Origin of the sequence: Bradyrhizobium sp. 2S1, assembly GCF_011516625.5 — a bacterium.
Classification (GTDB): Bacteria; Pseudomonadota; Alphaproteobacteria; order Rhizobiales; family Xanthobacteraceae; genus Bradyrhizobium; species Bradyrhizobium septentrionale.
Window position 1 is genome coordinate 2,865,921 of record NZ_CP147717.1, and the last position, 24,373, is coordinate 2,890,293.

The 24,373-nt window shown below is 64.8% G+C and carries 20 protein-coding genes and 1 pseudogene; 13 read left to right on the plus strand and 8 right to left on the minus strand.

The features are described from left to right. Window positions 1-68 precede the first annotated feature (68 nt). The 4 genes from odhB to HAP54_RS13595 all read left to right on the plus strand — a co-directional run bounded on the left by odhB (window position 69) and on the right by HAP54_RS13595 (window position 4,296). Complete coding sequence (odhB, locus tag HAP54_RS13580) at window positions 69-1,313, plus strand: 2-oxoglutarate dehydrogenase complex dihydrolipoyllysine-residue succinyltransferase (RefSeq protein ID WP_166300604.1); 1,245 nt, start codon at window positions 69-71, stop codon at window positions 1,311-1,313. Between the two features lie 71 nt (window positions 1,314-1,384). After that, window positions 1,385-2,134 (plus strand): SDR family oxidoreductase, encoded by a 750-nt coding sequence (locus tag HAP54_RS13585; RefSeq protein ID WP_166300606.1) that lies wholly within the window; start codon window positions 1,385-1,387, stop codon window positions 2,132-2,134. A 182-nt stretch (window positions 2,135-2,316) separates the two neighbouring features. Next, window positions 2,317-3,717: a dihydrolipoyl dehydrogenase gene (gene lpdA / locus HAP54_RS13590; protein ID WP_166300608.1), complete on the plus strand. Its 1,401-nt coding sequence runs from the start codon at window positions 2,317-2,319 to the stop codon at window positions 3,715-3,717. A gap of 39 nt (window positions 3,718-3,756) precedes the next feature. Continuing rightward, complete coding sequence (locus HAP54_RS13595) at window positions 3,757-4,296, plus strand: hypothetical protein (protein ID WP_029081333.1); 540 nt, start codon at window positions 3,757-3,759, stop codon at window positions 4,294-4,296. A gap of 203 nt (window positions 4,297-4,499) precedes the next feature. On the opposite strand, the gene HAP54_RS13600 is transcribed toward HAP54_RS13595, so the two are convergent. Both HAP54_RS13600 and HAP54_RS13605 read right to left on the minus strand, forming a co-directional pair. Beyond that, entirely contained in the window at window positions 4,500-5,090 is a 591-nt protein-coding gene (locus HAP54_RS13600; protein WP_166300610.1) for a DUF4337 domain-containing protein, read from the minus strand. A gap of 146 nt (window positions 5,091-5,236) precedes the next feature. Continuing rightward, window positions 5,237-6,208, minus strand: coding sequence for a tyrosine recombinase XerC (locus tag HAP54_RS13605; RefSeq protein ID WP_166307833.1), 972 nt, complete (start codon window positions 6,206-6,208; stop codon window positions 5,237-5,239). Window positions 6,209-6,430: 222 nt separating this feature from the next. Here HAP54_RS13605 and HAP54_RS13610 point away from each other — a divergent pair, with 222 nt between their 5' ends. Together HAP54_RS13610 and HAP54_RS13615 are read left to right on the plus strand one after the other, a co-directional pair. Then, entirely contained in the window at window positions 6,431-7,495 is a 1,065-nt protein-coding gene (locus HAP54_RS13610) for an IS630 family transposase (RefSeq protein ID WP_166204319.1), read from the plus strand. Window positions 7,496-7,577: 82 nt separating this feature from the next. Then, window positions 7,578-9,788, plus strand: coding sequence for a primosomal protein N' (locus HAP54_RS13615; RefSeq protein ID WP_166300611.1), 2,211 nt, complete (start codon window positions 7,578-7,580; stop codon window positions 9,786-9,788). Between the two features lie 101 nt (window positions 9,789-9,889). Here the strand turns inward: HAP54_RS13615 and HAP54_RS13620 are convergent, their stop codons facing one another. Further along, on the minus strand, window positions 9,890-10,381 hold the full coding sequence (locus HAP54_RS13620) for a septal ring lytic transglycosylase RlpA family protein (protein ID WP_166300613.1): 492 nt from the start codon (window positions 10,379-10,381) through the stop codon (window positions 9,890-9,892). Between the two features lie 631 nt (window positions 10,382-11,012). Here HAP54_RS13620 and HAP54_RS13625 point away from each other — a divergent pair. From HAP54_RS13625 to HAP54_RS13655, 7 genes and pseudogenes are all read left to right on the plus strand, one after another. Continuing rightward, the gene (locus HAP54_RS13625; protein WP_166300615.1) at window positions 11,013-11,573 is read left to right on the plus strand and encodes a F0F1 ATP synthase subunit delta; all 561 of its coding nucleotides are present in this window, start codon (window positions 11,013-11,015) and stop codon (window positions 11,571-11,573) included. Beyond that, a complete protein-coding gene (gene atpA / locus HAP54_RS13630) occupies window positions 11,573-13,102 on the plus strand; it encodes a F0F1 ATP synthase subunit alpha (RefSeq protein ID WP_038384679.1) in 1,530 nt (509 codons plus the stop codon). Before HAP54_RS13625 ends, atpA begins: the two co-directional genes overlap by 1 nt. Before the next feature lie 91 nt (window positions 13,103-13,193). Then, window positions 13,194-14,072, plus strand: coding sequence for a F0F1 ATP synthase subunit gamma (locus tag HAP54_RS13635; RefSeq protein ID WP_166300617.1), 879 nt, complete (start codon window positions 13,194-13,196; stop codon window positions 14,070-14,072). Between the two features lie 25 nt (window positions 14,073-14,097). Next, on the plus strand, window positions 14,098-15,540 hold the full coding sequence (atpD, locus tag HAP54_RS13640) for a F0F1 ATP synthase subunit beta (protein WP_029081341.1): 1,443 nt from the start codon (window positions 14,098-14,100) through the stop codon (window positions 15,538-15,540). A gap of 94 nt (window positions 15,541-15,634) precedes the next feature. After that, window positions 15,635-16,042 (plus strand): F0F1 ATP synthase subunit epsilon, encoded by a 408-nt coding sequence (locus tag HAP54_RS13645; RefSeq protein ID WP_166300619.1) that lies wholly within the window; start codon window positions 15,635-15,637, stop codon window positions 16,040-16,042. Between the two features lie 203 nt (window positions 16,043-16,245). After that, window positions 16,246-17,909, plus strand: a pseudogene (locus HAP54_RS13650) (adenylate/guanylate cyclase domain-containing protein). A gap of 252 nt (window positions 17,910-18,161) precedes the next feature. Continuing rightward, on the plus strand, window positions 18,162-19,157 hold the full coding sequence (locus tag HAP54_RS13655) for a helix-turn-helix transcriptional regulator (RefSeq protein WP_166300621.1): 996 nt from the start codon (window positions 18,162-18,164) through the stop codon (window positions 19,155-19,157). Here HAP54_RS13655 and HAP54_RS13660 read toward each other — a convergent pair. From HAP54_RS13660 to HAP54_RS13680, 5 genes are all read right to left on the minus strand, one after another. Then, complete coding sequence (locus HAP54_RS13660) at window positions 19,115-19,615, minus strand: RNA pyrophosphohydrolase (RefSeq protein ID WP_166300623.1); 501 nt, start codon at window positions 19,613-19,615, stop codon at window positions 19,115-19,117. The two genes, HAP54_RS13655 and HAP54_RS13660, sit on opposite strands and share 43 nt — an antisense overlap. 22 nt (window positions 19,616-19,637) lie before the next feature. After that, window positions 19,638-20,144, minus strand: a complete 507-nt coding sequence (locus HAP54_RS13665) for an RNA pyrophosphohydrolase (protein WP_029081346.1) — start codon at window positions 20,142-20,144, stop codon at window positions 19,638-19,640. 81 nt (window positions 20,145-20,225) lie between these two features. Continuing rightward, the gene (locus HAP54_RS13670; protein ID WP_166300624.1) at window positions 20,226-21,443 is read right to left on the minus strand and encodes a divergent polysaccharide deacetylase family protein; all 1,218 of its coding nucleotides are present in this window, start codon (window positions 21,441-21,443) and stop codon (window positions 20,226-20,228) included. A 139-nt stretch (window positions 21,444-21,582) separates the two neighbouring features. Then, on the minus strand, window positions 21,583-22,953 hold the full coding sequence (locus tag HAP54_RS13675; protein WP_029081348.1) for a S41 family peptidase: 1,371 nt from the start codon (window positions 22,951-22,953) through the stop codon (window positions 21,583-21,585). Further along, on the minus strand, window positions 22,950-24,356 hold the full coding sequence (locus HAP54_RS13680; RefSeq protein ID WP_166300626.1) for a murein hydrolase activator EnvC family protein: 1,407 nt from the start codon (window positions 24,354-24,356) through the stop codon (window positions 22,950-22,952). The genes HAP54_RS13675 and HAP54_RS13680 overlap by 4 nt, the downstream gene beginning before the upstream one ends. Window positions 24,357-24,373: the final 17 nt, after the last annotated feature.

Genomic DNA, 24,373 nt, shown 5'->3' on the forward strand with positions numbered 1-24,373 from the left:
CGGATCGTTCGCTTTGGCGGCGGTGGCGAGACAAGTTTTACGACCGCAAGGTTATCGGGGAAAAGACCATGACTGAAATTCGCGTTCCAACGCTCGGGGAATCCGTGACCGAGGCCACGATCGGCCGCTGGTTCAAGAAGGCCGGTGAGGCCGTCGCGGTGGACGAACCGTTGGTGGAGCTGGAAACCGACAAGGTCACCATCGAGGTGCCCGCGCCGGTCGCCGGCACGCTCGGCGAGATCATCACCAAGGATGGCGAGACCGTCGCCGTCGGTGCGCTGCTCGGCCAGATCAATGACGGCGCTGTTGCGGCCAAGCCTGCTGCCGCTGCGCCCGCCAAGGCCGCCGCACCGGCTGCGGCGGCCGCTGCCGCCGCTCCCGCACCGGCTGCGCCCAAGGTGCCGCCGTCGGATGCGCCGCTCGCGCCTTCGGTGCGTAAGCTGTCCGCCGAGAGCGGCGTCGATGCCTCCACGGTCCCCGGTTCGGGCAAGGACGGCCGCGTCACCAAGGGCGACATGCTGGCCGCGATCGAGAAGGCCGCCTCGGCGCCGACCCCGGTCAATCAGCCGGCTGCCGCGGTGCAGGTCCGTGCGCCCTCGCCGGCCGACGACGCCGCGCGCGAGGAACGGGTGAAGATGACCCGGCTGCGCCAGACTATCGCGCGCCGCCTGAAGGACGTGCAGAACACCGCCGCGATGCTGACGACCTTCAACGAGGTCGACATGACCGAGGTGATGAAGCTGCGCGCCCTCTACAAGGACACGTTCGAGAAGAAGCACGGCTCGAAGCTCGGCTTCATGGGCTTCTTCACCAAGGCGGTCGTGCAGGGCTTGAAGGACATTCCCGCCGTCAACGCCGAGATCGACGGCTCCGACCTGATCTACAAGAACTACTATCACATCGGCGTTGCGGTCGGCACCGACCGCGGCCTGGTGGTGCCGGTGGTGCGCGACTGCGACCACAAGTCGATCGCCGAGATCGAGAAGGGAATCGCCGATTTCGGCCGCCGCGCCCGCGACGGTCAGCTCAAGATCGACGAGATGCAGGGCGGCACCTTCACCATCACCAATGGCGGCATCTACGGCTCGCTGATGTCGACGCCGATCCTCAACGCGCCGCAGTCCGGCATCCTCGGCATGCACAAGATTCAGGAGCGGCCGATGGTGGTCGGCGGCAAGATCGAGGTGCGGCCGATGATGTATCTGGCGCTGTCCTACGATCACCGCGTGATCGACGGCAAGGAAGCGGTCACCTTCCTGGTGCGCGTCAAGGAGAGCCTGGAGGATCCGGCCCGCCTGGTGCTGGACCTGTAAGGTCATTCGCGCGCGACACCCGATTACCTCGGGCGTCGCGTTCTGTTGGGTGCTTACATTTGGGGATCAATGTGACGGATAAGGTCGTTGTCATCACCGGCGGTAGCCGCGGCATCGGCCGCGCCACCGCGCTCGCTGCTGCCGCGCGCGGCTATCGCATCGTGGTCGGCTATGCGTCCAATCAGGCGGCGGCCAATGAGGTCGTCGCCGCGATCGAGGCCAAGAACGGCAAGGCGATCGCAGTGAAATGCGACGTCGGCAGCGAGCAGGACATCCTGGCGCTGTTCAAGGCCGCAGACAGCTTCGGAACGCTCGGCGCGCTCGTCAACAATGCCGGCATCGTCGGCAAGAGCGGTGTGCGTGTCGACGAGATGTCGGCCGAGCGCATCCAGCAGATGATGGCGGTCAACGTCACCGGCAGCATTCTGTGCGCGCGCGAGGCGGTGAAGCGGATGTCGACCAAGCACGGCGGCGAGGGCGGCGTCATCGTCAACCTCTCCTCGGTCGCGGCGCGGCTCGGCGCGCCCAACACCTATGTCGACTATGCCGCCTCCAAGGGGGCGATCGATTCCTTCACGGTCGGCCTCGGCTACGAGGTCGCGGGTGAAGGCATCCGCGTCGCCGGAATCCGGCCCGGGCTGATCGATACCGACATCCACGCCGCGGGCGGCGAGCCCGATCGCGCCCATCGGCTTGCCCATATGGTGCCGATGAAGCGCGTCGGCACCGCCGACGAGATCGCCAACGCCATCGTCTGGCTGATCTCGGACGAGGCCTCCTACGTCACCAGCGCGATCCTCGACGTGTCGGGCGGTCGCTAGAGCGTTTTCGCGCGAAGTGGCTACCGGTTCGCGTGAAGAAAACGCGTCAAGACAAGCGCCTGGAGCCCCGTTCCGATTCAATCGGAACGGGGCTCTAGAACACGATCAAGAAGCGGGAAGCGGTCTTCCGATCGAATCGCGCCCGCCCAACTGTCACAGAGTTTAGCTACAGGACCTCAATCATGGCTTCTTACGATCTCGTCGTCATCGGCACTGGCCCCGGCGGTTACGTCTGCGCGATCCGCGCGGCGCAGCTCGGCATGAAGGTTGCCGTCGTCGAGAAGAATGCGACGCTGGGCGGCACCTGCCTCAATGTCGGCTGCATGCCGTCGAAGGCGCTGCTGCACGCCTCCGAGATGTTCGAGGAGGCCGCGCACTCCTTCGCCAAGATGGGCGTCAGCGTCCCGGCGCCGAAGCTCGATCTGCCGGCGATGATGAATTTCAAGCAGCAGGGCATCGACGGCAACGTCAAGGGCGTCGAGTTCTTGATGAAGAAGAACAAGATCGACGTGCTCAAGGGCACCGGCAAGATCCTCGGCGCCGGCAAGGTCGAGGTCTCCGGCGACGGCAAGTCCGAGACCGTCGAGACCAAGAACATCGTGATCGCCACCGGCTCCGATATTGCGCGGCTGAAGGGCATCGAGATCGACGAGAAGCGCGTCGTGTCCTCGACCGGCGCGCTGTCGCTGGAGAAGGTGCCGTCAAGTCTCCTGATCGTCGGCGCCGGCGTGATCGGGCTCGAACTCGGCTCGGTCTGGCATCGCCTCGGTGCCAAGGTCACCGTCGTGGAATTCCTCGACCGCATCCTGCCCGGCATGGACGGCGAAGTGGCCAAGCAATTCCAGCGCATGCTGGAAAAGCAGGGTTTTGTCTTCAAGCTCGGTGCCAAGGTCACCTCGGTCGACACCTCGGGCAAGACGCTGCAGGCCAAGATTGAGCCGGCCGCGGGCGGTGCCGCCGAAACCATCGAGGCCGACGTCGTGCTCGTCTGTATCGGCCGCGTGCCCTACACCGAGGGCCTCGGGCTGAAGGAAGCCGGCGTTGCGCTCGACAATCGCGGCCGGGTCGAGATCGACGCGCACTTCTCGACCAATGTGAAGGGCATCTACGCCATCGGCGACGTCGTGGCCGGGCCGATGCTTGCGCACAAGGCGGAAGACGAAGGCGTAGCCTGCGCCGAGATCATCGCGGGCCAGGCCGGCCACGTGAACTACGACGTCATCCCAGGTGTTGTGTATACCACGCCGGAAGTGTCGTCGGTCGGCAAGACCGAGGAAGACCTCAAGCAGGCCGGCGTCGCGTATACCGTCGGCAAATTCCCGTTCACTGCAAACGGCCGCTCCAAGGTCAACCAGACCACCGACGGCTTCGTGAAGGTTCTCGCAGATGCGAAGACGGATCGGGTGCTCGGCGTGCACATTGTCGGCCGAGAAGCCGGCGAAATGATCCATGAAGCCTGCGTTCTGATGGAATTCGGCGGATCGGCGGAAGATCTGGCCCGCACCTGCCACGCGCATCCGACCCGCTCCGAGGCGATCAAGGAGGCCGCGCTTGCGGTCGGCAAGCGCGCCATCCATATGTGATCGAACATCCGGCATGCGAGCCGGGTAGAGATCATAGCGATGCTGCGCCGCCTGCTTCAGCCGTTCTGGGTCCTGCTTGCGATCATCTTCCTGATCGAGGCCTGGCTATGGGACCACGTCGAACCGATCGTGGCGCGGGTGGTCGCGTGGATTCCGCTGCGCGCGCTCAAGCAATGGCTTGCCGACCGGGTCGATTCGCTGTCGCCGGCGATGACGCTGATCGTCTTCGTCGTGCCGGTCATCCCGCTGTTCCCGCTGAAGCTGGTCGGGCTCTGGCTGTTGGCAAACCAATACTGGCTCAGCGCGGTCTCGCTGATCCTGTTCGCCAAGATCGTCGGCGTCGGCGTGACGGCGTTCCTGTTCGACGTGACGCGGCCGAAGCTGCTGGAGATGCCCTGGTTCGAGGCACTCTATAATTTCGTCATGGGGCTGCGGGCCAAGGCCACCGCGCTGGTCGAACCGGTCAAGCGGCGCATCCTCGAGATGATCCGCGGCGACGGCGACGGCTGGTCGGCGCGCACGCTGCGCCTGATCGCGCGCTTCCGCAAAAGCGTGCATGAGACCAGCAAGGTTCTTTGATCAAGGCTTTCCGTTCCGTCATCCTGAGGAGCGCCAACGGGTCCGCGCGAAGCGCGGCCCGATGACAGGCTTCGCGCGTCTCGAAGGATGCACGGCCCGGCCGGTGGCCGTCGATCCTTCGAGGCTCGCTCCGCTCGCGCCTCCAGCGACAACGGCAATGCCGTTGCGCGGGGATGACGGTCACAGAGCGGAGCCGCGCTGCCTCAATGCAGATGCAGCAAATGCGGCTGGAACAGGCCGAGCAGCGTCATCACGATGCCGGCCAGCGTCACCAGACCCGACACCCAGGCCAGCGCGATGATGCTCGTGATGATCGTCGCTGACGCCAGCACGATAGCGATCTGGAAGGCGGCGGAGGCCAGCTCGAAGTGATGATACTTCGCGGTGGCCTCGTCGCGCTCATGTTCGGCGTGCTTGGCGCGTTCGGCGAGTTGCTCTGAGCCTTCGCCGGTCTCCGGCTCCGAACGATAGCGCGCCGCGGTCTTCTGCCAGTCGTCGATCTGCTTCTGCAACGCGGCCTTGGCCGCTTCGTCGGTGGTGGTCGCGAGGTTCAGCTTGCCCTGTTCGGCGGCGGTCTGCACCGACGTGCGGCGGATGCTCTTGGCCTGGAAGAAGGCCCAGAGGTTGGACGCCTCGACGTTCTTGCTGATCGATTCGGTCTGGGCGCCCTTGCCGAGCGTCTCCGACAGCGCCAGGCAGAGCGCGATCACGGCGATCAGGAGTGCGATCTTCTTGTTCTCACCCGACGCATGCTCGGCATGCTCCGCGTGCTCCATACTTTCATGTGCGCTCATGATTCCCCTCCGGATGAGACCGCGCCACGATTGCCGAATGCGGCGCACAAGGCAAGGGGCGGGCGGTTTGTAGCAGTCCTATGAATATGAACGGCGCATTGATGGGAGCGAAGCCCGCGCTGTGTTCTGAACTCAGATCCGGGCGTTCAGCCGCGCGGGTGCGCGGAGCGATAGACTTCGAGCAGGCGCTCGCTGTCGATGCCGGTGTAGATCTGCGTGGTCGACAGCGATGCGTGGCCGAGCAATTCCTGGATCGCACGCAAATCGCCGCCGCGGCTGAGCAGATGGGTGGCAAAGGAGTGCCGCAACGCATGCGGCGTCGCGCTGTCGGGCAGGCCGAGCGCGCCGCGCAGCCGCTCCATGGTGAGCTGGATGATGCGCGGGCTGAGGGGGCCGCCGCGGGCGCCTACGAACATCGGCCCGGTCGGGCTGAGCTGGTGCGGGCAGATCGCCGCATAGTCCGCGATCAATTGCAGCACGTTCTGCAGCACCGGCACCATGCGGGTCTTGTTGCCCTTGCCGGTCACGACAAGCACGTCGCCTTCGCCCGGCTTCGGCACGTCGCGGCGCTTCAGGCCGAGCGCCTCGGAGATGCGCAGGCCCGAACCGTAGAGCAGCGCCATGACGGCGGCATCACGCACCAGAATCCAGGTCTCGCGGGTTTCGTCAGCACGCTCGTCCGCGTCGGCAAGGCGCTTCGCTGCCTCGATATGGATCGGCTTGGGCAGGCTCTTCGCCACTTTGGGCGCGCGGATCGCCGAGAGCGCGCCGACCTTGCCCTTGCCTTCGCGTTCCAGGAAACGTCCGAACGAGCGCAGGCCCGCCAGCGCCCGCATCAGCGATCGCCCGCCGATCTCGTCTGCGCGGCGCATCGCCATGAAGGCGCGGACATCGCTCGCCTCGAGCGCGGAAAATGCCTTGAGCGTCACGCGCGCGCCCCAGTGCCCGGCCAGGAAGGTCAGGCATTGGCGCACATCGCGGGCGTAGGCCTCGAGCGTCTTCGGCGATAGCCGCCGCTCCGCGCGCAGATGCGACAGCCAGCGCGTCATCTCCTGCGTGACTGATGCGTCGGCGCAGTCGAGCTCGAGCGGCTGGATGGGCTGGTCGGTTCGGGCCATGTCTTGAGCGGCCATGTCTTGAACGGCCATGTCCTGAGGGCTATTGGCGCTGCGATTCTCCTGATTATATCGCACTGCCTTCGTTTACCGTTCGCTAAAGCGGCGCAGCGGTGATAGAGCGTTTTCGAGCGAAGTGAGCACCGGTTCGCGTGGAGAAAACGCGTCAAAACAAGAAGCTAGTACCTACTGTTCTTAAAGCGTGAGTCGTGATTCAAGGTCGGGATGATACCCGAAGCAAGAGAAGTCCACCTTTCGAGGAAAGATCGCAAGGTGCTTGAGGCGTGTTGCCGCTCCCCGGTGACGTTGCAGCGCGATTTGAAGCGGGCGCGGATAGTTCTGTTGGCGGCGGATGGACGCAGCACTCGGTCGATCGCCAAGGAAGTTGGGGTCCAGCCGCGGATTGTCAGCCTTTGGCGGCATCGCTATGCCGACCAAGGCCTTGAAGGGCTGCAAGACAAGCCGCGACCGGGCAAGCAGCCAATCTATACGAAGGCCACCGACAAGCGGATTCTGAAGCTGCTGGACAAGCCGCCGCCGGACGGGTTCGCACGCTGGACCGGGCCCCTGCTGGCCGGGGCGCTGGGCGATGTTGACGTCCAATATGTCTGGCGGTTCCTGCGCAGCCACAAGATTGACCTCGCGGCTCGTAAGTCCTGGTGTGAGAGCAACGACCCGAACTTTACGGCCAAAGCCGCCGATGTTGTCGGCCTCTATGTCGCCCCGCCCGCGAAGGCCATTGTGCTGTGCGTGGACGAGAAGCCCTCGATCCAGGCTTTGGAGCGAGCGCAGGGTTATCTGAAGTTGCCCAATGGCCGCGCCTTGACCGGCCAGAGCCACGATTACAAGCGGCATGGCACCACAACATTGTTTGCGGCGCTCGAAGTCGCCACCGGAAAGATCATCGCGGCGCATTCAAAACGCCGACGCCGCGTCGAGTTTCTCGACTTCATGAACAGCGTCACCGCGGCTTTTCCGAACCGGAAGCTTCACGTCATCCTCGACAACCTCAACACCCACAAGAAGAACGAGCATTGGCTCAAGGCCCACCCCAACGTGCAATTTCATTTCACGCCGACAAGTGCGTCTTGGCTCAATCAGGTCGAGGTATGGTTTTCGATCTTGCAGGGGCAGTCGCTCAGCGGCACCTCCTTCACAAGCCTCACGCAGCTTCAGGAGCACATCGATGCCTACGTCAACGCATACAACGACAGAGCCGAGCCCTTCGTCTGGACCAAGAAAAAGGTCCGTCAACGCCGTTTCAAAGGCCGCCGTATCACTCAGCTCTGATTCTGGGTACTAGAGCTTCGGTTCTGATTCAATCAGAACCGAAAATGCTCTAGCCCGATCGGGTTTTCAAAGTTCTGATTCAATGGACCACACCACGCGCCCCGGCCCAGCCTCTGCATCGACGACAGGCGTCGTCGACGTGCTGGTGCCTGTCGCGTTGAACCAGACCTATTCCTACCGCGTGCCGCGCGGCATGGAGCTTGCGCCCGGCGACGTAATCTGCGTTCCGCTCGGGCCGCGCGAGGTCGTCGCGGTGGTGTGGGCCGAGAACGCCAGGCCCGATCCGCGGCTGCACAACCGGCTCAAGGACGTCAGCGAGAAGCTCGATGTTCCGTCGCTGAAGGCGGAGCTGCGCCAGCTCGTCGACTGGGTCTCCAATTACACACTGTCGGCGCGCGGCATGGTGCTGCGGATGACGCTGCGGATGGGCGAAAATCTCGGGCCCGAGCGGATGCGCCTCGGGGTGCGCCTGGTCGGCGAGCCGCCGCGGCGCCTGACACCGGCGCGCCGGCGGGTGATCGAGGTGCTGTCGGACCGGTTGCTGCACGGCAAGTCGGAGGCGGCGCGGGAGGCCGGCGTCAGTTCCGGAGTGATCGACGGCCTGGTCGACGAAGGCACGCTGACGGTCGAGGCCATGCCGCCGCCGGCAGCGCCACCCGTTCCGGATCCATCCTATGCGCAGCCGGATTTTTCGCGCGAGCAGCGCAGCGCGGTCGACGTGCTGCGGACGCTCGCTGCCAGCGGCAGCTTTCACGTCGCGCTGCTCGACGGCGTCACCGGTTCCGGCAAGACCGAGGTCTATTTCGAGGCGATCGCCGAGAACATCCGCCGCGGCAAGCAGACGCTGATCCTGATGCCGGAAATCGCGCTGACCGGCCAGTTCCTCGACCGCTTTGCGCAGCGCTTCGGCGTGCGGCCGCTGGAATGGCATTCGGAGCTCACGCCGCGCACGCGGGCGCGGAACTGGGCTGCGATCTCCGAGGGCAAGGCGCCGGTCGTGGTCGGCGCCCGCTCGGCGCTGTTCCTGCCCTATGCCGATCTCGGCCTTATCATCGTCGATGAGGAACACGACCAGGCCTACAAGCAGGACGAGGGCGCGCATTATCACGCGCGCGACATGGCGGTGGTCCGCGCCCATATCGCCAAGATCCCGATCGTGCTGGCGTCGGCGACGCCCTCGGTCGAGAGCGAGGTCAATGCGCGCAAGGGGCGCTACCAGCGCGTCGCGCTGCCATCGCGGTTCGGCGGCCAGCACATGCCGCATATCGAGGCGATCGACATGCGCCGCGCGCCGCCCCCGCGCGGCCGTTTCATCTCGCCGGTGCTGGCCGAGCAGATTCGCCATGCGATCGAGCGCCGCGAACAGGCGCTATTGTTCCTCAACCGCCGCGGTTACGCGCCGCTGACGTTATGCCGTGCCTGCGGTCACCGCTTCGCCTGCACGATCTGCGATGCATGGCTGGTCGATCACAGATTCCGCCAGCGGCTGGTCTGCCATCACTGCGGCTTCTCGATGCCGCGCCCGAACATCTGCCCGCATTGCGCGGCCGAGGAATCGCTGGTCGCGGTCGGCCCCGGTGTCGAGCGCCTGCAGGAGGAGGCAGCTCACATCTTCCCCGAGGCCCGCACCATGGTGCTGTCGAGCGATCTCATCACCTCGATCGAAACCATGCGCAGCGAGCTGAATGAGATCGCCGAGGGCCGCGTCGACATCATCATCGGAACACAGCTGGTGGCGAAGGGGCACAATTTCCCCCGGCTCAATCTGGTCGGCGTCATCGACGCCGATCTCGGCTTGAGCAATGGCGATCCGCGCGCCGCCGAGCGGACGTTCCAGCTGTTAAACCAGGTGGTCGGCCGTGCCGGCCGCGACCAGGGCCGTGGCGTCGGCTATCTGCAGACGCACCAGCCCGAGCATCCCGTCATCAAGGCCTTGATCGCCAATGACCGCGAGGCGTTCTACGCCAGCGAGATCGAGATTCGCGAGCGCACCGGCTATCCGCCGTTCGGCCGGCTGGCGAGCCTGATCGTCTCTGCCGGCGACCGTCCGACGGCGGAAGGCTTTGCGCGCAAGCTCGCCGCGGTCGCGCCGCTCGATGAGCGGATCCAGGTGCTCGGCCCCGCCGAGGCGCCGCTGGCGGTCATCAAGGGCCGCTACCGCTTCCGCCTGCTGGTGAAGTCGCTGCGCAATGTCGACCTGTCGCAATATCTGCGCGAGTGGCTTGAGGCGGGTCCGAAGACCAAGGGCAATCTGAAGCTCGAGGTCGACGTCGATCCGCAGAGTTTCCTGTAAAGCTGCCTGCAAAGAAAAAGCCTGCCGTCATTCGCGACGGCAGGCCTTTGGCGCGAAGCAGGCCTCGCGGCCGTTACGCAACGCAACGCTTACTGAACGCGTTACGAGACGACCTCGGCAGTGACGCGGCCGACGCCGGCACCGGTCAGGCCAATGGCGCGCGCTGCGCCGGTCGAGAGGTCGAGCACGCGGCCGCGGATGAACGGGCCACGATCGTTGATGGTGACGACGACGCTGCGGCCGCCATGGGTGACGCGGAGCTTGGTGCCGAACGGCAGCGAGCGGTGGGCCGCGGTCATGGCGTTCTGATTGAAGCGCTGGCCGGAAGCGGTGCGGCTGCCGGATTCATTGCCGTAGAAGGAAGCCATCCCCGAGAACGAGTGGCCGCCGGACGGCTGGATCGATGCATTGGCGTCGCGCCAGGACGAGCCTTCGGCGCGGGCGTGGTGATGATGGTGGTGGCGATGATGGTGGTGCCTGGACTTCGCGGACGCCTCCGTCACGCTGCCCCCGACCAGTAGAGTTGCGGCTACAAAAGCAAGCGCCGTACGCGAGCGGGTACTATTGCCCGCCGCCTTCTTGATATTCAGCATTGATAAGACCCTCAGACAGTATTGCTGCTAACACGGCAAGTGGAACCCCCGTCCCTTCGTTGACCAATGCCGTTTGGTTTCGCAATGAGGCACGAATTGGGCAGTAAATCCTGATTGTCTCGTGTTGAAATATCTTGTTACCGCTTCGGGGTATTCGAACGAGGTTCCGTAATCTTGCCAGTTAACCAATTTTTAACGATAACTATACTCATGAATACTGATTAGAGGGGCGCTGGTAAGTTTTCGGTAAGTAATCGCCAAATGAAGCGGACGCCCGTTTTGGGTTCCCTGCGCTAGGAACCATGGGCCCATGCAGATTTTCGATGGAACAAATCTGCGCTGACCTGAATCGGTGTCGGCGGGACGGATTTCCGCGCGCCGAATTTTCATGATTCGGCGGCTCGCTGCGGTCGTCAAAAAGCGCATGCGACAAGGCGGCTCGCGCGATGCCGTCATGTTGCACCTGCGCGATTGCTATGTTAGCAAAGCCGCGATTTTAACGGTCCCGGCACGTCCTGTGCCGGTCGAAAATCGAAGTCCCGCTTGAATTCCAAGGGCTTGGATCGCTAGGCGCTGCTTTGGTGGCGACGGTTTTTCCCTTGCGAATTTGACAGCAAAAAAGAGCGAGCTCGTGGCTGCTGAAGATCCGTCCGTTTCGGGAGTGTCCGGTCGTTACGCAACGGCCCTGTTCGAGTTGGCGCGCGACGAGCAATCCGTCGATCAAGTCAGGGCCGACCTCGACAAATTCGAGGCCATGCTCAGCGAGAGCGCCGATCTCAAGCGTCTCGTTCGCAGCCCGGTGTTTTCCGCGGATGCCCAGCTGAAGGCGCTGACCGCGGTGCTCGACAAGGCCGGTATCTCCGGCACGTCGGCCAAATTCCTCAAGGTGCTCACCGCCAATCGCCGGCTGTTCGCAATTGCCGATGTGATCCGCGCCTATCGCGCGCTGGTGGCGAAGTTCAAGGGCGAGGCGACTGCGGAAGTCACCGTCGCCGAGCAGCTCAATGACAAGAATCTCGACGCGCTGAAGGCCGCACTGAAATCAGTGACGGGCAAGGACGTCGCGCTTAACGTGAAGGTCGATCCCTCCATTATCGGTGGCCTCGTGGTCAAGCTTGGCAGCCGCATGGTGGATAGTTCGCTTCGCACCAAACTCAATTCGATCAAGAACGCGATGAAAGAGGCAGGCTGATGGACATCCGCGCCGCAGAAATTTCTGCGATCCTCAAGGACCAGATCAAGAATTTCGGCCAGGAAGCCGAAGTCACCGAAGTTGGCCAGGTGCTGTCGGTCGGTGACGGTATTGCCCGCGTCTACGGTCTCGACAACGTTCAGGCCGGTGAAATGGTCGAGTTCGAGAACGGAACGCGCGGCATGGCGCTCAACCTCGAAACCGACAACGTTGGTATCGTGATCTTCGGCGCCGACCGCGAAATCAAGGAAGGCCAGACCGTCAAGCGCACCCGCGCGATCGTGGACGCGCCGATCGGCAAGGGCCTGCTCGGCCGCGTCGTCGATGCGCTCGGCAACCCGATCGACGGCAAGGGTCCGATCCAGGCGACCGAACGCAAGCGCGTCGACGTCAAGGCGCCCGGCATCATTCCGCGCAAGTCGGTGAACGAGCCGATGGCCACCGGCCTGAAGGCGATCGATGCGCTGATTCCGATCGGCCGCGGCCAGCGCGAGCTGATCATCGGTGACCGTCAGACCGGCAAGACCGCGATCGCGCTTGACACCATCCTGAACCAGAAGCCGCTCAACGCCCAGCCGGACGAAAACCTCAAGCTGTATTGCGTCTACGTCGCGATCGGCCAGAAGCGCTCAACCGTCGCGCAGTTCGTCAAGGTGCTCGAAGAGCAGGGCGCGCTGGAATACTCGATCATCGTCGCGGCCACCGCGTCCGATCCGGCCCCGATGCAGTACATCGCGCCGTTCACCGCCTGCACCATGGGCGAATACTTCCGCGACAACGGCATGCACGCCGTGATCATCTATGACGACTTGTCCAAGCAGGCCGTCGCCTATCGCCAGATGTCGCTGCTGCTGCGCCGTCCGCCGGGCCGCGAGGCCTATCCGGGCGACGTGTTCTATCTGCATTCCCGCCTGCTCGAGCGCGCCGCCAAGCTCAACAAGGAGCATGGCTTGGGCTCGCTGACGGCGCTGCCGGTCATCGAAACCCAGGCCAACGACGTGTCGGCCTACATCCCGACCAACGTGATTTCGATCACCGACGGCCAGATCTTCCTGGAAACCGACCTGTTCTTCCAGGGCATCCGCCCTGCCGTGAACGTCGGTCTGTCGGTGTCGCGCGTCGGTTCGTCGGCGCAGACCAAGGCGACCAAGAAGGTGGCCGGCAAGATCAAGGGCGAACTCGCGCAGTACCGCGAAATGGCGGCGTTCGCGCAGTTCGGTTCGGACCTCGACGCCTCGACGCAGCGCCTGCTCAACCGTGGCTCGCGCCTGACCGAACTCCTGAAGCAGCCGCAGTTCTCGCCGCTGAAGATGGAAGAGCAGGTCTGCGTGATCTGGGCCGGCACCAACGGCTATCTCGATCCGCTGCCGCTCAACAAGGTGAAGGCGTTCGAGGACGGTCTGCTGTCGTTGCTGCGCGGCAAGAACGCCGACATCCTCGATGCGATCCGCACGAGCCGCGATCTGTCCGACGACACCGCCGCCAAGCTCAAGACGGCGGTCGAAGGCTTCGCCAAGACGTTTGCATAACGAATGGGACGTCGCCCGGCTCGCCGCCGGGCGTGACGAACGGAGGCTTGCGATCTGACCGTTGTGGTCGGATCGCCGGGGTGAACGAAGAATGGCGTCACTAAAAGACATGCGGGTCCGCATCGCCTCGACCAAGGCGACGCAGAAGATCACCAAGGCCATGCAGATGGTCGCAGCCTCGAAGCTGCGCCGCGCGCAGAACGCCGCCGAAGCGGCGCGGCCTTATGCCACCAAAATGGATGCGGTGATTTCCAACATCGCCGCCGCGGCCAATGGCTCGCCCGGCGCGCCACGGCTGCTTGCGGGCACCGGTCAGGACCAAGTGCACCTGCTGCTGGTCTGCACCGGCGAGCGCGGCCTGTCCGGCGCTTTCAACTCGGCCATCGTGCGCCTGGCGCGCGAGCGGGCGCAGTCGCTGCTCGCGCAGGGCAAGGAAGTCAAATTCTTCTGCGTCGGCCGCAAAGGCTACGAGCAGCTGCGGCGGACCTTCGAGAAGCGCATTGTCGAGCATCTCGACCTGCGTTCGGTGCGCCAGATCGGCTTTGTCAATGCCGAGGACATTGCCCAGAAGGTGCTGGCGCGGTTCGACGCCGGCGAATTCGATGTCTGCACGCTGTTCTACTCACGCTTCCAGTCGGTGATCGCGCAGATCCCGACCGCGCAGCAGATCATCCCGCTCGAGGTGGCTGCGCCCGCGGCCAGCGCGGCCCCCGCCACGTCCTACGAATACGAGCCTGAAGAAGACGAGATTCTCGGCAGCCTGTTGCCGCGCAACCTCGCGGTGCAGATCTTCCGCGCGCTGCTGGAGAACAACGCTTCGTTCTACGGCGCGCAGATGAGCGCGATGGACAGCGCGACGCGCAACGCAGGCGAAATGATCCGCAAGCAAACCCTGATTTACAACCGGACCCGCCAGGCCCAGATCACGAAGGAGCTGATTGAAATCATCTCCGGCGCTGAGGCGGTCTAAGGCAGATTTCGAAGGAGAACAGTCCATGGCTACAGCAGCCAACCAGAACGGTCGCGTCACCCAGGTCACGGGCGCCGTGGTCGACGTGCAGTTCGAAGGCCACCTTCCGGCGATTCTGAATGCGCTCGAGACCAAGAATGGCGGCAATCGCCTGGTGCTCGAAGTCGCGCAGCATCTCGGCGAGTCGACGGTGCGTACCATCGCGATGGATATCACCGAGGGTCTGGTCCGCGGTCAGGAAGTGACCGACACCGGCGAGCCGATCCGGGTGCCGGTCGGCGAAGGCACGCTCGGCCGCATCATCAACGTGATCGGCGAGCCGATCGACGAAGCCGGTCCGATCAAGTCCGAAGGCCTGCGCGCCATCCATCAGGAAGCGCCGACCTACACCGATCAGTCGACCGAAGCCGAAATCCTCGTCACCGGCATCAAGGTCGTCGATCTTCTTGCTCCGTACGCGAAGGGTGGCAAGATCGGCCTGTTCGGCGGCGCCGGCGTCGGCAAGACCGTGCTGATTCAGGAACTGATCAACAACGTCGCGAAGGCGCACGGTGGTTACTCGGTGTTCGCCGGCGTCGGCGAGCGTACCCGTGAAGGCAACGACCTCTATCACGAGTTCATCGAATCGAAGGTCAACGCCGATCCGCACAATCCGGATCCGAGCGTGAAGTCGAAGTGCGCGCTGGTGTTCGGCCAGATGAACGAGCCGCCGGGCGCCCGTGCCCGCGTCGGCCTGACCGGTCTGACGGTTGCCGAGCACTTCCGCGACCAGGGCCAGGACGTGCTGTTCTTCGTCGACAACATCTTCCGCTTCACCCAGGCGGGCTCGGAAGTGTCGGCGCTGCTCGGCCGTATTCCTTCGGCGGTGGGTTATCAGCCGACGCTCGCGACCGACATGGGCGCGCTGCAGGAGCGCATCACCACCACCCAGAAGGGCTCGATCACTTCGGTGCAGGCGATCTACGTGCCGGCCGACGACTTGACCGACCCGGCGCCCGCCACCTCGTTCGCGCACTTGGACGCCACCACGGTGCTGTCGCGCGCGATCTCGGAAAAGGGCATCTATCCGGCGGTGGATCCGCTCGACTCGACCTCGCGCATGCTGTCGGCGCTCGTCGTCGGCGACGAGCACTACAACACCGCGCGCATGGTCCAGCAGATCCTCCAGCGCTACAAGTCGCTGCAGGACATCATCGCCATTCTCGGCATGGACGAACTGTCGGAAGAGGACAAGCTGACAGTCGCCCGCGCCCGCAAGGTCGAGCGCTTCCTGTCGCAGCCGTTCCACGTCGCCGAAGTCTTCACCGGCTCGCCGGGCAAGTTCGTCGACCTCGCCGACACCATCAAGGGTTTCCGCGATCTCTGCCAGGGCAAGTACGACCATCTGCCGGAAGCGGCGTTCTACATGGTCGGCACCATCGAAGAAGCCGTCGAGAAGGGCAAGAAGCTCGCCGCCGAAGCGGCCTAAGCAAGTGAATGGCGAATAGGGAGTAGCGAATAGTCAATCGCGCACTCCCTATGCCGCCGCTCGCTATTCGCTACTCACTATTCGTAGGTTTTCCATGGCCACCTTCCACTTCGATCTCGTCTCTCCCGAAAAGCTCGCCTTCTCCGGCGAGGTCGATCAGGTCGACGTCCCCGGCGTGGAGGGTGATTTCGGTGTGCTCGCCGGCCATGCTCCGGTCGTGGCCACGGTTCGTCCGGGGATCCTGACGATCACGGCCGCCGGCAAGCGCGAGAAGGTGATCGTGCTCGGCGGCCTTGCCGAGGTGTCGGACAAGGGCCTCACCGTGCTCGCCGACGTCGCGACCGCGATTGCGGATCTCGATCGTGCGAAGTTTGCCGAGACGATCGCCGAGATGGAGGAAAAGCTCTCCGAGCACGAGGGGACCGAACTCGACCACGCGATCGAGCGGCTCGATCACTTCAAGGGCATCCAGCACGAGCTCAACGCGACGGCTATGCACTAAGGCGCGATTGCCTAGTCGCGATCGCGCCGTTGCGTCCGGGTGAGCCGGACCTCCTTGTGAAATCGCTCACATTTCCAGTCATCGGCTACGAAACTTGAATAATTCAACGCTCGCCGCATCCTGGCGGGCGCCGAATGCTTATTGCGCCTGCGAGCGTCTGGCGGCATTCTGCCCGCTATATTTGGGTTCCGGGGCTGGTGCTCATGAAGCGCAAGATCGCGGCGATCTTTGCGGCCGATATGCCGAGGATGAGGAAGAGACGCTGCGGCGGCTCGCCTCCTACCGGCAGGTCACCGACGATTTCATTGCGAAATGCGGCGGCCGCATCTTCAACACCGCGGGCGATGCGGTGCTTGCGGAATTTCCCAGCGCCGTTGAAGCCGTGCGCTGCGCGATCGACATCCAGGAAAGCCTGCGCACGCGCAACATGGCGTATCCGCCAAGCCGGCAGATGGCGTTTCGAATCGGCATCACCATCGGCGACGTCGTCGAGCGCGATGGCGATCTGCTCGGCGATGGCGTCAATATCGCCGCGCGGCTCGAAGGCCTCGCCGAGGTCGGCGGCATCTGCATATCGCGCGCGGTGCACGAACAGGTCGCCAACAAGCTGTCGGTGCAGTTCGCCGACATCGGCGCGCAGGAAGTGAAGAACATCCCGACCCCAGTGCACGCCTATATGGTGGCGATGCGGCGCGAGGACGGCACCTACGCGACGCCGCAGGTCAAGAAGCCGGTCAAGGCCGCCCCTGCGGGTGCGCCGGCCTGGATGTGGCCCGCCGCCATCACCCTGGTGCTCTTGGCGGCGATCGGCGTCGGCGGCTTCCTCACCTACGCCAAGCTGGTAACGTCGGCGACGAAGCCCGCTTCCGTGGCGAGCTCCACTCCGACATCCGCGCCCGCGGCATCCGCATCACCGGCGCCGTCGGCCGCACCGTCGCCATCAGCATCGACGGCGCCGCCTGCCCCGGCGAAACCTGCGCCTGCGCCGAATCTGGCCGCGCCGGCCTCTCCGGTGCCGCCGTCACCGCCACCTTCGATTTCATCGGGCGATAGGTTCGTCGCCGACAGCACGCCCTTCGTCAGCGACCGCACCCGTAGCGCGCTCGTGGCCGAATATTTGCCCGCAGGCGATTCCAAGGCGGTGGCCCTCAACATCAACGGCTTCGTCGGATGGAGCGTGGCGCAGCCGAGCGAGGACGCGGCGAAGACGGCGGCACTCGAGCTGTGCCAGAAGCGCGCCGACAATGCCAACTCGCCGCGCAAGTGCGAACTGTATGCCGTCGGCAACACCGTTGTGTATGCCCATGGCCAGCCTCCGCTGCCGCCCTTGCCATGGGTGAAGCGCGATGCGCTGGTCGAGAAGCCGTACGCCACCAAGGACGTTCCGCTGTTGCGCGACCCGGCCAGGGCCCGGCTCGACAACCTGTTCGTGCCGGGGCGGACGCGGACCATCGCGCTCGGTCCGGGCGGGCATTTCTTCTTCAATTCAGGCATCGATTCGCTGGAGGAATCGGCGCGCCGCAACCTGCAAGCCTGCGGCGCGGTCGCGGGCGTGCCCTGCACGATCGTCGTGGTCGACGATGTCTTCGTGGTGCCGATTCCGACCACGTTGCGTGTCACGGGCTTCTTCAAGGCCGCGGACAGCTCGGTCATCGCGCCGGGCGAACGCAATGAAGTTGCACGGAAGCTCGCCGATGCGACGGCGGGTTGGAATGCGATCGCGGTCGGCGCGCAGGGACGGCCGGGGCTCGGATTGAAGGCTGCCAACGAACAGACCGCGGTGAATTCGGCGCTCGGCGAGTGCGTCAAGCGCGACAGCGATTGTCGTGTCATCGCGATCGGCCCGTTCGCGGTCGGCCCGAACTAAAGCATGATCCGGAAAAGTGCGAAGCGGTTTTCCCTCGCGACAAACGCGAACGCGTTTGCGCGGAGATCATGCTCAAACAAAGAGCTGAAGCGCGATGATGATTCAACCCAATCTCATCGCGCTTCAGGACATGATCCGGAAATTGTGAGCCAGCTTACAGCGAGGATCGTGCACAAATGGCAAGCTGCAGTGCGATGACGAATTGGCCCAATCGCATCGCGATTTCATCCCTGATGTAACGGACAAGAAGCTGTGCTGACTTTCTCGACTGATGCTCTCCGCCCGCAGGACCGTTTCGAGCACTGGTGCGAGGTCCGCGGCAAAAGCCTGTTCGGGGTCACGATCGAGCTCGACCGTGACAAGCGGCCCGATTTCCGTGGACGGTTCTCGGCCACGCCGGTGGGCGGAGCCGTGCTGGCGGAAATGTTCGCATCCTCCTATCGCGTCAGCCGGACCTCGTCCGATATCGCACGCGTCCCGAGCAACAGCCTGCATCTTGCGTGGCAGGTGCGCGGGCCCGGTCACATGGATATTGGCCGCGATCGCGTCCAGTACGTGCGCAACGGAGATCTGGTGTTCGGCCACTCCAATCTTCCGTTTGCCTCGAAGCCCGAACGCACCGACGGCTTTCATTTCTACAGCCTCAAGATTCCCGTCACCAGCGAGCTTGTGCTCGATGCGCGGACCGAGGACGTGCCGCCGGTGATGCTGTCGCGGGATGCCGGGCTGACCCGGCTTGTCGGCGCCATGTTCCGCGCGATGACGCATGATCCCGCGCAGGCCGGGCAGTTCGCCGGCGACGTCACGCATATGGTGCGCCTGGCGCTGCTTGCGCGCGGGCGCGTGCGGCCGCGCCAGGATGAAATCCGTGCCGCGCTGCATGCGGGTTACCTCCACGCCGCGCGCGAGATCCTGCTCCGCGACCTGCATCGGCCGTCGCTCACGCCGGCCGCGGTGGCCACCGAGCTTTGCATTTCACTGCGGCAATTGCATGCGCTGTTCGAGCCGACCGGCCTGTCGTTTGCGCGGACGCTGACGGCGGCAAGGCTGAAGGAGGCGAGGCGGTCTCTCTACCTCATGCAGGAGCGGGGCATTGACGAGATCGCGTTCTCATGCGGCTTCGACAGCATCGCGACCTTCTATCGCGTGTTCCGCGCGACCTATGGCATGACGCCGGGCGACGCACGGCGCGTTGGGCCTGCAGATCAGCCGGCAAATTCCGTAAACCGGGTCGCGACCGCGCGATAGACGTCGCGCCGGAACGGCACCACGAGATCGGCGACGCGTTCGAGGCGCTCCCAGCGCCATTGATCGAATTCCGCGGGCTGGTTGTTGCGCGGCGTCAACGGATCGATCTCGTCGTCGCGCCCGGTGAAGCGCAGCGCGAACCACTTTTGCCGCTGGCCACGAAATCGTGCCAGACGGTGTGTTTCCGGCACATGATGGGACGGAAATTCGTAGGTCATCCAGTCGGTCTCGCCGAGATAGTCGGCGTTGACGGCTCCGGTCTCTTCCCACAATTCGCGCATCACGGCCTGGCGCGGATCCTCACCCGCGTCGATGCCGCCTTGCGGCATCTGCCATTCGAGGCCGGGCAACACGATCTCCGGACCATCGTCCTTGATCCGGTGGCCGATCAGCACGCGTCCAGCGGCGTTGAACAGCGCAATGCCCACGTTGGGGCGATAGGGCTTATCTGATGACATCTCGGTTGCGTACGTCGTGGGTCTATTTGGCCGCCAAACCGGCGAATTCCTTCACGACGCGCTCATAGACCGGGCGCTTGAACGGCACAATCAGCTCCGGCAGATTCTTCATCGGCTCCCAGCGCCAGGACATGAACTCGGCCTTGTGGCCACCGCCGCCGGGATTGGAGACGTTGATCTCTTTCTCCTCGCCGGTGAAGCGCAAGGCGAACCATTTTTGCCGCTGGCCGCGATAGCGGCCTTTCCAGGCGCGCCCCGCGACGGTGCGCGGGATGTCATAGATCAGCCAGTCCGGGACCTCGCCGAGCTTTTCCACTGATTTGACGCTGGTCTCTTCATAGAGTTCGCGCCTCGCGGCTTGAAACGTATCCTCGCCGGGATCGACGCCGCCTTGCGGCATCTGCCAGACATGAGCGTCGTCGACATGCTCGATGCCGCCGGCGCGGCGTCCGATGAAGACCAGCCCCGCGGTGTTCAGCAGCATGATGCCGACGCAGGTTCGATAGGGCAGGTCTTCATAACGTGCCATGCTGCCGCTACCTCGTACAGTTTCCGGAGCCGCCGACCCGGCCCCCCGGCAAGGTCTCAAGCTGCACCAACGGATTGATCTTTAGCCCGATTTTGATTTCAGCATCGCCGTTGTCAATGGCACAAGCATGATGCCCTTGGAGTCCAGTGTCTTGAGCCAGGCGCCGAGCCGTTCGATCGAGACCGGCAGCGCCGAGGCGACGCCCACGGCGGTGCCGCGTTCCTTGGCGATCGTCTCCAGCTTGACCAGCGCGCGGTCGATTTCCGCCGACGTCGGCACCGCGTCGATGGCGAAATCGGCCCTGGCGAACGGCAGCGCCTGACCGGCGGCGAGGCTCTGCGCGACGCTGCGCGGGGTGGAACCGTCATCGAAATAGCTCAGGCCGCGCTTGGCCGCTTCGCGGACGATGGGCTGCATCACGAGATCGGTTGCGACGAACCGGGCACCCATGAAATTGGCGATCCCGGCATAGCCCTGCAGGCGGCTCAGGTGCCAATAAAAGCGGTCGAGATTCTGCTCGCTGCCGAGCGTCGTCAGCAAGGTCTGCGGCCCCGGATCGTTGTCGGGATAGTCGAACGGCTCCATCGGAATCTGCAGCAGGATCTCGTGGCGCTGGGTCCGGGCCCGTTCCGCAAGCTTGCCGGGATCGGCGCCATAGGGCGTGAAGGCCAGCGTCACGGCCGGCGGCAGCTTCATGATGGCATCAGTGGTCTTGGCGGCACCGACGCCGAGGCCGGCGACCACAATGGCGACCACCGGCATCCGGCCCGCCTTGGCGCGGTCGGCGTCGGCCGCATAGACCGTGAACGGCTTCAGGCCGTCGGCGACCACCGGGATCATGCCGTAGCGCGACTTTTCCAGCAGGCGGGGGTCGATGCCGGTCGTCGCGAGCGCCGGCGCGTCGCCATCGCCCTTGTCGGCGGGATCCGCGGCGCCGATCACCACGTCCTGGCGCTTGCCGCTGGAACCGTCGATGATGGTGACGGTCTTCGCGTCTTTGGCGTCGCCGGCTGCGGCCGGTGTCTTGGCGGGGGATTTGGCCACCGGTTCGGCCTGGCCGGCCGGGGCGCGCTTGTCGTCGGCAACTGCGGGCGGGGGCGTGCCGAGCGCGATACGGGCCATCGGTTCGCCGCCGAGCGGATTGTCGTTGAACAGCGCGACGCCGCCGAAACCGACCAGCACGAGCCCGAGCAGCACGGCAAGCGCCTGCATCGCCGTGAATGGCAGGCGGACGCGGCGCCTCCTGCCCTTGGTCGTCTGCCCAAGCGGCGTGCTCAGTTCGTCGGCCGCCTCTGCCATGACCCTCCCCGAATCAACAGGGCGAACGATAGCACGATGCGGTGCATTCCCGCGCCCCGGCCTCCCGGTCGAAGCACAGGTGCAGAAAGCAGAAAGGGCGGCCCGAGGGCCGCCCTTTGCGCCAGATCGATTGGATGGATCAGTTCGCGGCCTTGTTGCCGGGCTTGTCGACCGCGGCCTTGTCGCGCGCGGCCTCAGGCGCCGGCGTCGTCGCGCTGGAGGTCGACTTGATGCCGTGCAGCAGGTCGTCGGCCATCTTCAGCGCCTTGTCGTCCTTGGCATCCGGCGGCACATAGGACTGCGAGCCGGTCTTCTCGTCGCCATCGTTCTTCAGATGGCCGCGCAGCGAGGCCTCGCCCTTGGTGTCGGTGCGCGCCTTCAGCTCTTCCGGCACGTCCTGCAGCACCTCGATGTCGGGCACGATGCCCTTGGCCTGGATCGACTTGCCCGACGGCGTGTAGTAGCGCGCGGTGGTCAGGCGCAGCGCGCCGTTGCCCGAGCCGAGCGGGATGATGGTCTGCACCGAACCCTTGCCGAACGAGCGGGTGCCGACGAGCGTCGCCCGCTTGTGGTCCTGCAGCGCGCCGGCGACGATTTCGGAGGCCGAAGCCGAGCCGCCGTTGATCAGCACGATGACCGGCTTGCCCTTGGTCAGGTCGCCCGGATGGGCGGCGCGGCGCTGGGTTTCCTCGGCATTGCGGCCACGGGTCGAGACGATCTCGCCACGCTCCAGGAAGGAATCGGACACCGTGACCGCTTCCTCGAGCAGGCCGCCGGGGTTGTTTCTGAGGTCGATGATGTAGCCCTTCAGCTTGTCGCCGATCTGGCCCTGCAGATTGGCGACCTCCTTCTTCAGGCCTTCGGTGGTCTGCTCGTTGAAGGTGGTGATGCGGATATAGGCGATGTCGTCGGCCTCGACGCGCGCGCGCACCGAGCGGACGCGGATGTTGTCGCGCACCAGCGTGACGTCGATCGGATTGTCCTGGCCCTTGCGGATGATCTTGAGCTTGATCTTGGTGTTGACCGGACCGCGCATCTTCTCGACGGCCTGGTTCAGCGTCAGGCCCTGCACGGCCTCGTCGTCGAGATTGGTGATGATGTCGTTGGCCATGATGCCGGCCTTCGAGGCCGGGGTGTCGTCGATCGGCGAGACAACCTTGATCAGCCCGTCTTCCATCGTGACTTCGATGCCGAGGCCGCCGAACTCGCCGCGGGTCTGCACCTGCATGTCGCGGAAGCTCTTGGCATCCATGTAGCTCGAGTGCGGATCGAGGCCGGACAGCATGCCCGAGATCGCGGATTCGACCAGCTTGGAGTCATCGGGCTTCTCGACATAGTCGCTGCGCACCCGCTCGAACACGTCGCCGAACAAATTGAGCTGGCGGTAGGTGTCCGACGTCGCGGCGCGCGCGCTCGATCCCATCAGCACCGCGCGGGGCTGCGTGACGAAAAGCGTCAGGGCCGCGCCGGTGGCGGCGCTAAGGAGAATTACCGAAGTCTTGCGCATCATCCGCGAACCTTTTCGCCTTCATTTGCGGCCCACCATGGACCTGGATCGATTGGAGTGCCGTCTTTCCGGAACTCGACATAGAGCACTGGCTGGCTCGCATCGGTCGCGAGAATGGATGCAACTTGGGACGTCGACCCCATGGTCGCAACCGGCTCCCCCGTAAGTACAAACTGGCCGATGTTTACCGAAATACGCTCCATCCCGGCGATCAGGACATGATACCCGCCCCCGGCATTGAGGATCAAGAGTTGTCCATAGCTGCGGAAGGGACCCGCGTAAACAACCCAGCCGTCACACGGGGTTGTGACCTGCGCGCCCGGCTTGGCTGCCAAAGAAATGCCTTTTTGTACGCCGCCAGCGCCGTCGGAACCGCCAAATTCGCGAATCTTGGTGCCATTCACGGGATAGGAGAACAGGCCTTTGGCCGAGGCAAAGGCGACCGCCGGGCTGAGGCGGGCGGGGTCCTTCAGGGCCCCCAGATTGGGCTTGCCGTTAACCGTCGCGGGCGCCCCCTGGAGGCTGGCCGTGGCCGCCGCCTTGGCCGCGCTCTTGAGATCCTGCTCCATCTTGGCGATCAGGCTCTGCAAATTGTCGGCCTGCTTGGACAGCGTAATGGCGCGGGCGCCTTCCGCCTCCATGTCCTTTTCGGCCGCGCTCTGCTGCCGCTGCCGTTCGTCGACCAGCGCCGCAAGGCGGGTCTGGTCGTCCCTGAGCTTGTCGCGGTCGCCGGCCAGCGCGTCGCGCTCGGTCGAGATCGTCTTGCGCAGCGCCACCAGTTCGCCGAGGTCGGCGGCAAGCTTCTCCGCGCGAACGCGCAACTCCGGCACCACGGCGCCGAGCAGCATCGCGGTGCGCAACGATTGCAGCGCATCCTCGGGCCGCACCAGCAGCGCCGGCGGCGTGCGTCGTCCGGCGCGCTGCAGCGCGGCCAGCACCTCGATCACCTCGGACCGGCGTGAATCCAGCGAGCCGCGGATTTCACGCTCTCGGCCGTCGAGCGCCTGCAAGCGTGCCTCGGCGTCCGCGATCCGCGTCTCGACGCCGCGCACCTGGCCGGCAATGTCGATCAGCTGCTGGTTCAGCTTGCTGCGGTCCTGGCCGATCGCGGCGATGTCGGCTTTCAGCTTCTCCTGCAGCTCGGTCGCCTTGCGCTGCTGTTCGCGTGCGGCCTCGAGCTCCTGCTCGCGCTGTTTGATGGCATCGGGCGATGTCTCCGCCGCGGTGGCCTGCTGCGCCGGCGGCGCGGATTGTTGCGCTGGAGGTGTCGCTTGCGCGTGCGCCGCTGTCAGCGGATACGCAGCGAACATGGCGATCGACAACGGCAGCGACGCCGGCAACCAGAAGCGGCGCGCGGTGCCGAGATACGAAGCCAAATACGAAGCTCTGTCCCGCTTGTGCTGCATCCGAGTGCGTTCAGCGC

Coding starts and splice junctions, on each gene's coding strand:
- HAP54_RS13670 (WP_166300624.1), bottom strand. CDS start 21,443: ATGGCAGAGGCGGCCGACGAACTGAGCACGCCGCTTGGGCAGACGACC.
- atpD (WP_029081341.1), top strand. CDS start 14,098: ATGGCTACAGCAGCCAACCAGAACGGTCGCGTCACCCAGGTCACGGGC.
- HAP54_RS13605 (WP_166307833.1), bottom strand. CDS start 6,208: ATGGCCCGAACCGACCAGCCCATCCAGCCGCTCGAGCTCGACTGCGCC.
- HAP54_RS13615 (WP_166300611.1), top strand. CDS start 7,578: ATGGACCACACCACGCGCCCCGGCCCAGCCTCTGCATCGACGACAGGC.
- HAP54_RS13675 (WP_029081348.1), bottom strand. CDS start 22,953: ATGATGCGCAAGACTTCGGTAATTCTCCTTAGCGCCGCCACCGGCGCG.
- atpA (WP_038384679.1), top strand. CDS start 11,573: ATGGACATCCGCGCCGCAGAAATTTCTGCGATCCTCAAGGACCAGATC.
- HAP54_RS13620 (WP_166300613.1), bottom strand. CDS start 10,381: ATGCTGAATATCAAGAAGGCGGCGGGCAATAGTACCCGCTCGCGTACG.
- HAP54_RS13600 (WP_166300610.1), bottom strand. CDS start 5,090: ATGAGCGCACATGAAAGTATGGAGCACGCGGAGCATGCCGAGCATGCG.
- HAP54_RS13660 (WP_166300623.1), bottom strand. CDS start 19,615: ATGTCATCAGATAAGCCCTATCGCCCCAACGTGGGCATTGCGCTGTTC.
- HAP54_RS13610 (WP_166204319.1), top strand. CDS start 6,431: ATGATACCCGAAGCAAGAGAAGTCCACCTTTCGAGGAAAGATCGCAAG.
- HAP54_RS13680 (WP_166300626.1), bottom strand. CDS start 24,356: ATGCAGCACAAGCGGGACAGAGCTTCGTATTTGGCTTCGTATCTCGGC.
- lpdA (WP_166300608.1), top strand. CDS start 2,317: ATGGCTTCTTACGATCTCGTCGTCATCGGCACTGGCCCCGGCGGTTAC.
- HAP54_RS13635 (WP_166300617.1), top strand. CDS start 13,194: ATGGCGTCACTAAAAGACATGCGGGTCCGCATCGCCTCGACCAAGGCG.
- odhB (WP_166300604.1), top strand. CDS start 69: ATGACTGAAATTCGCGTTCCAACGCTCGGGGAATCCGTGACCGAGGCC.
- HAP54_RS13595 (WP_029081333.1), top strand. CDS start 3,757: ATGCTGCGCCGCCTGCTTCAGCCGTTCTGGGTCCTGCTTGCGATCATC.
- HAP54_RS13645 (WP_166300619.1), top strand. CDS start 15,635: ATGGCCACCTTCCACTTCGATCTCGTCTCTCCCGAAAAGCTCGCCTTC.
- HAP54_RS13665 (WP_029081346.1), bottom strand. CDS start 20,144: ATGGCACGTTATGAAGACCTGCCCTATCGAACCTGCGTCGGCATCATG.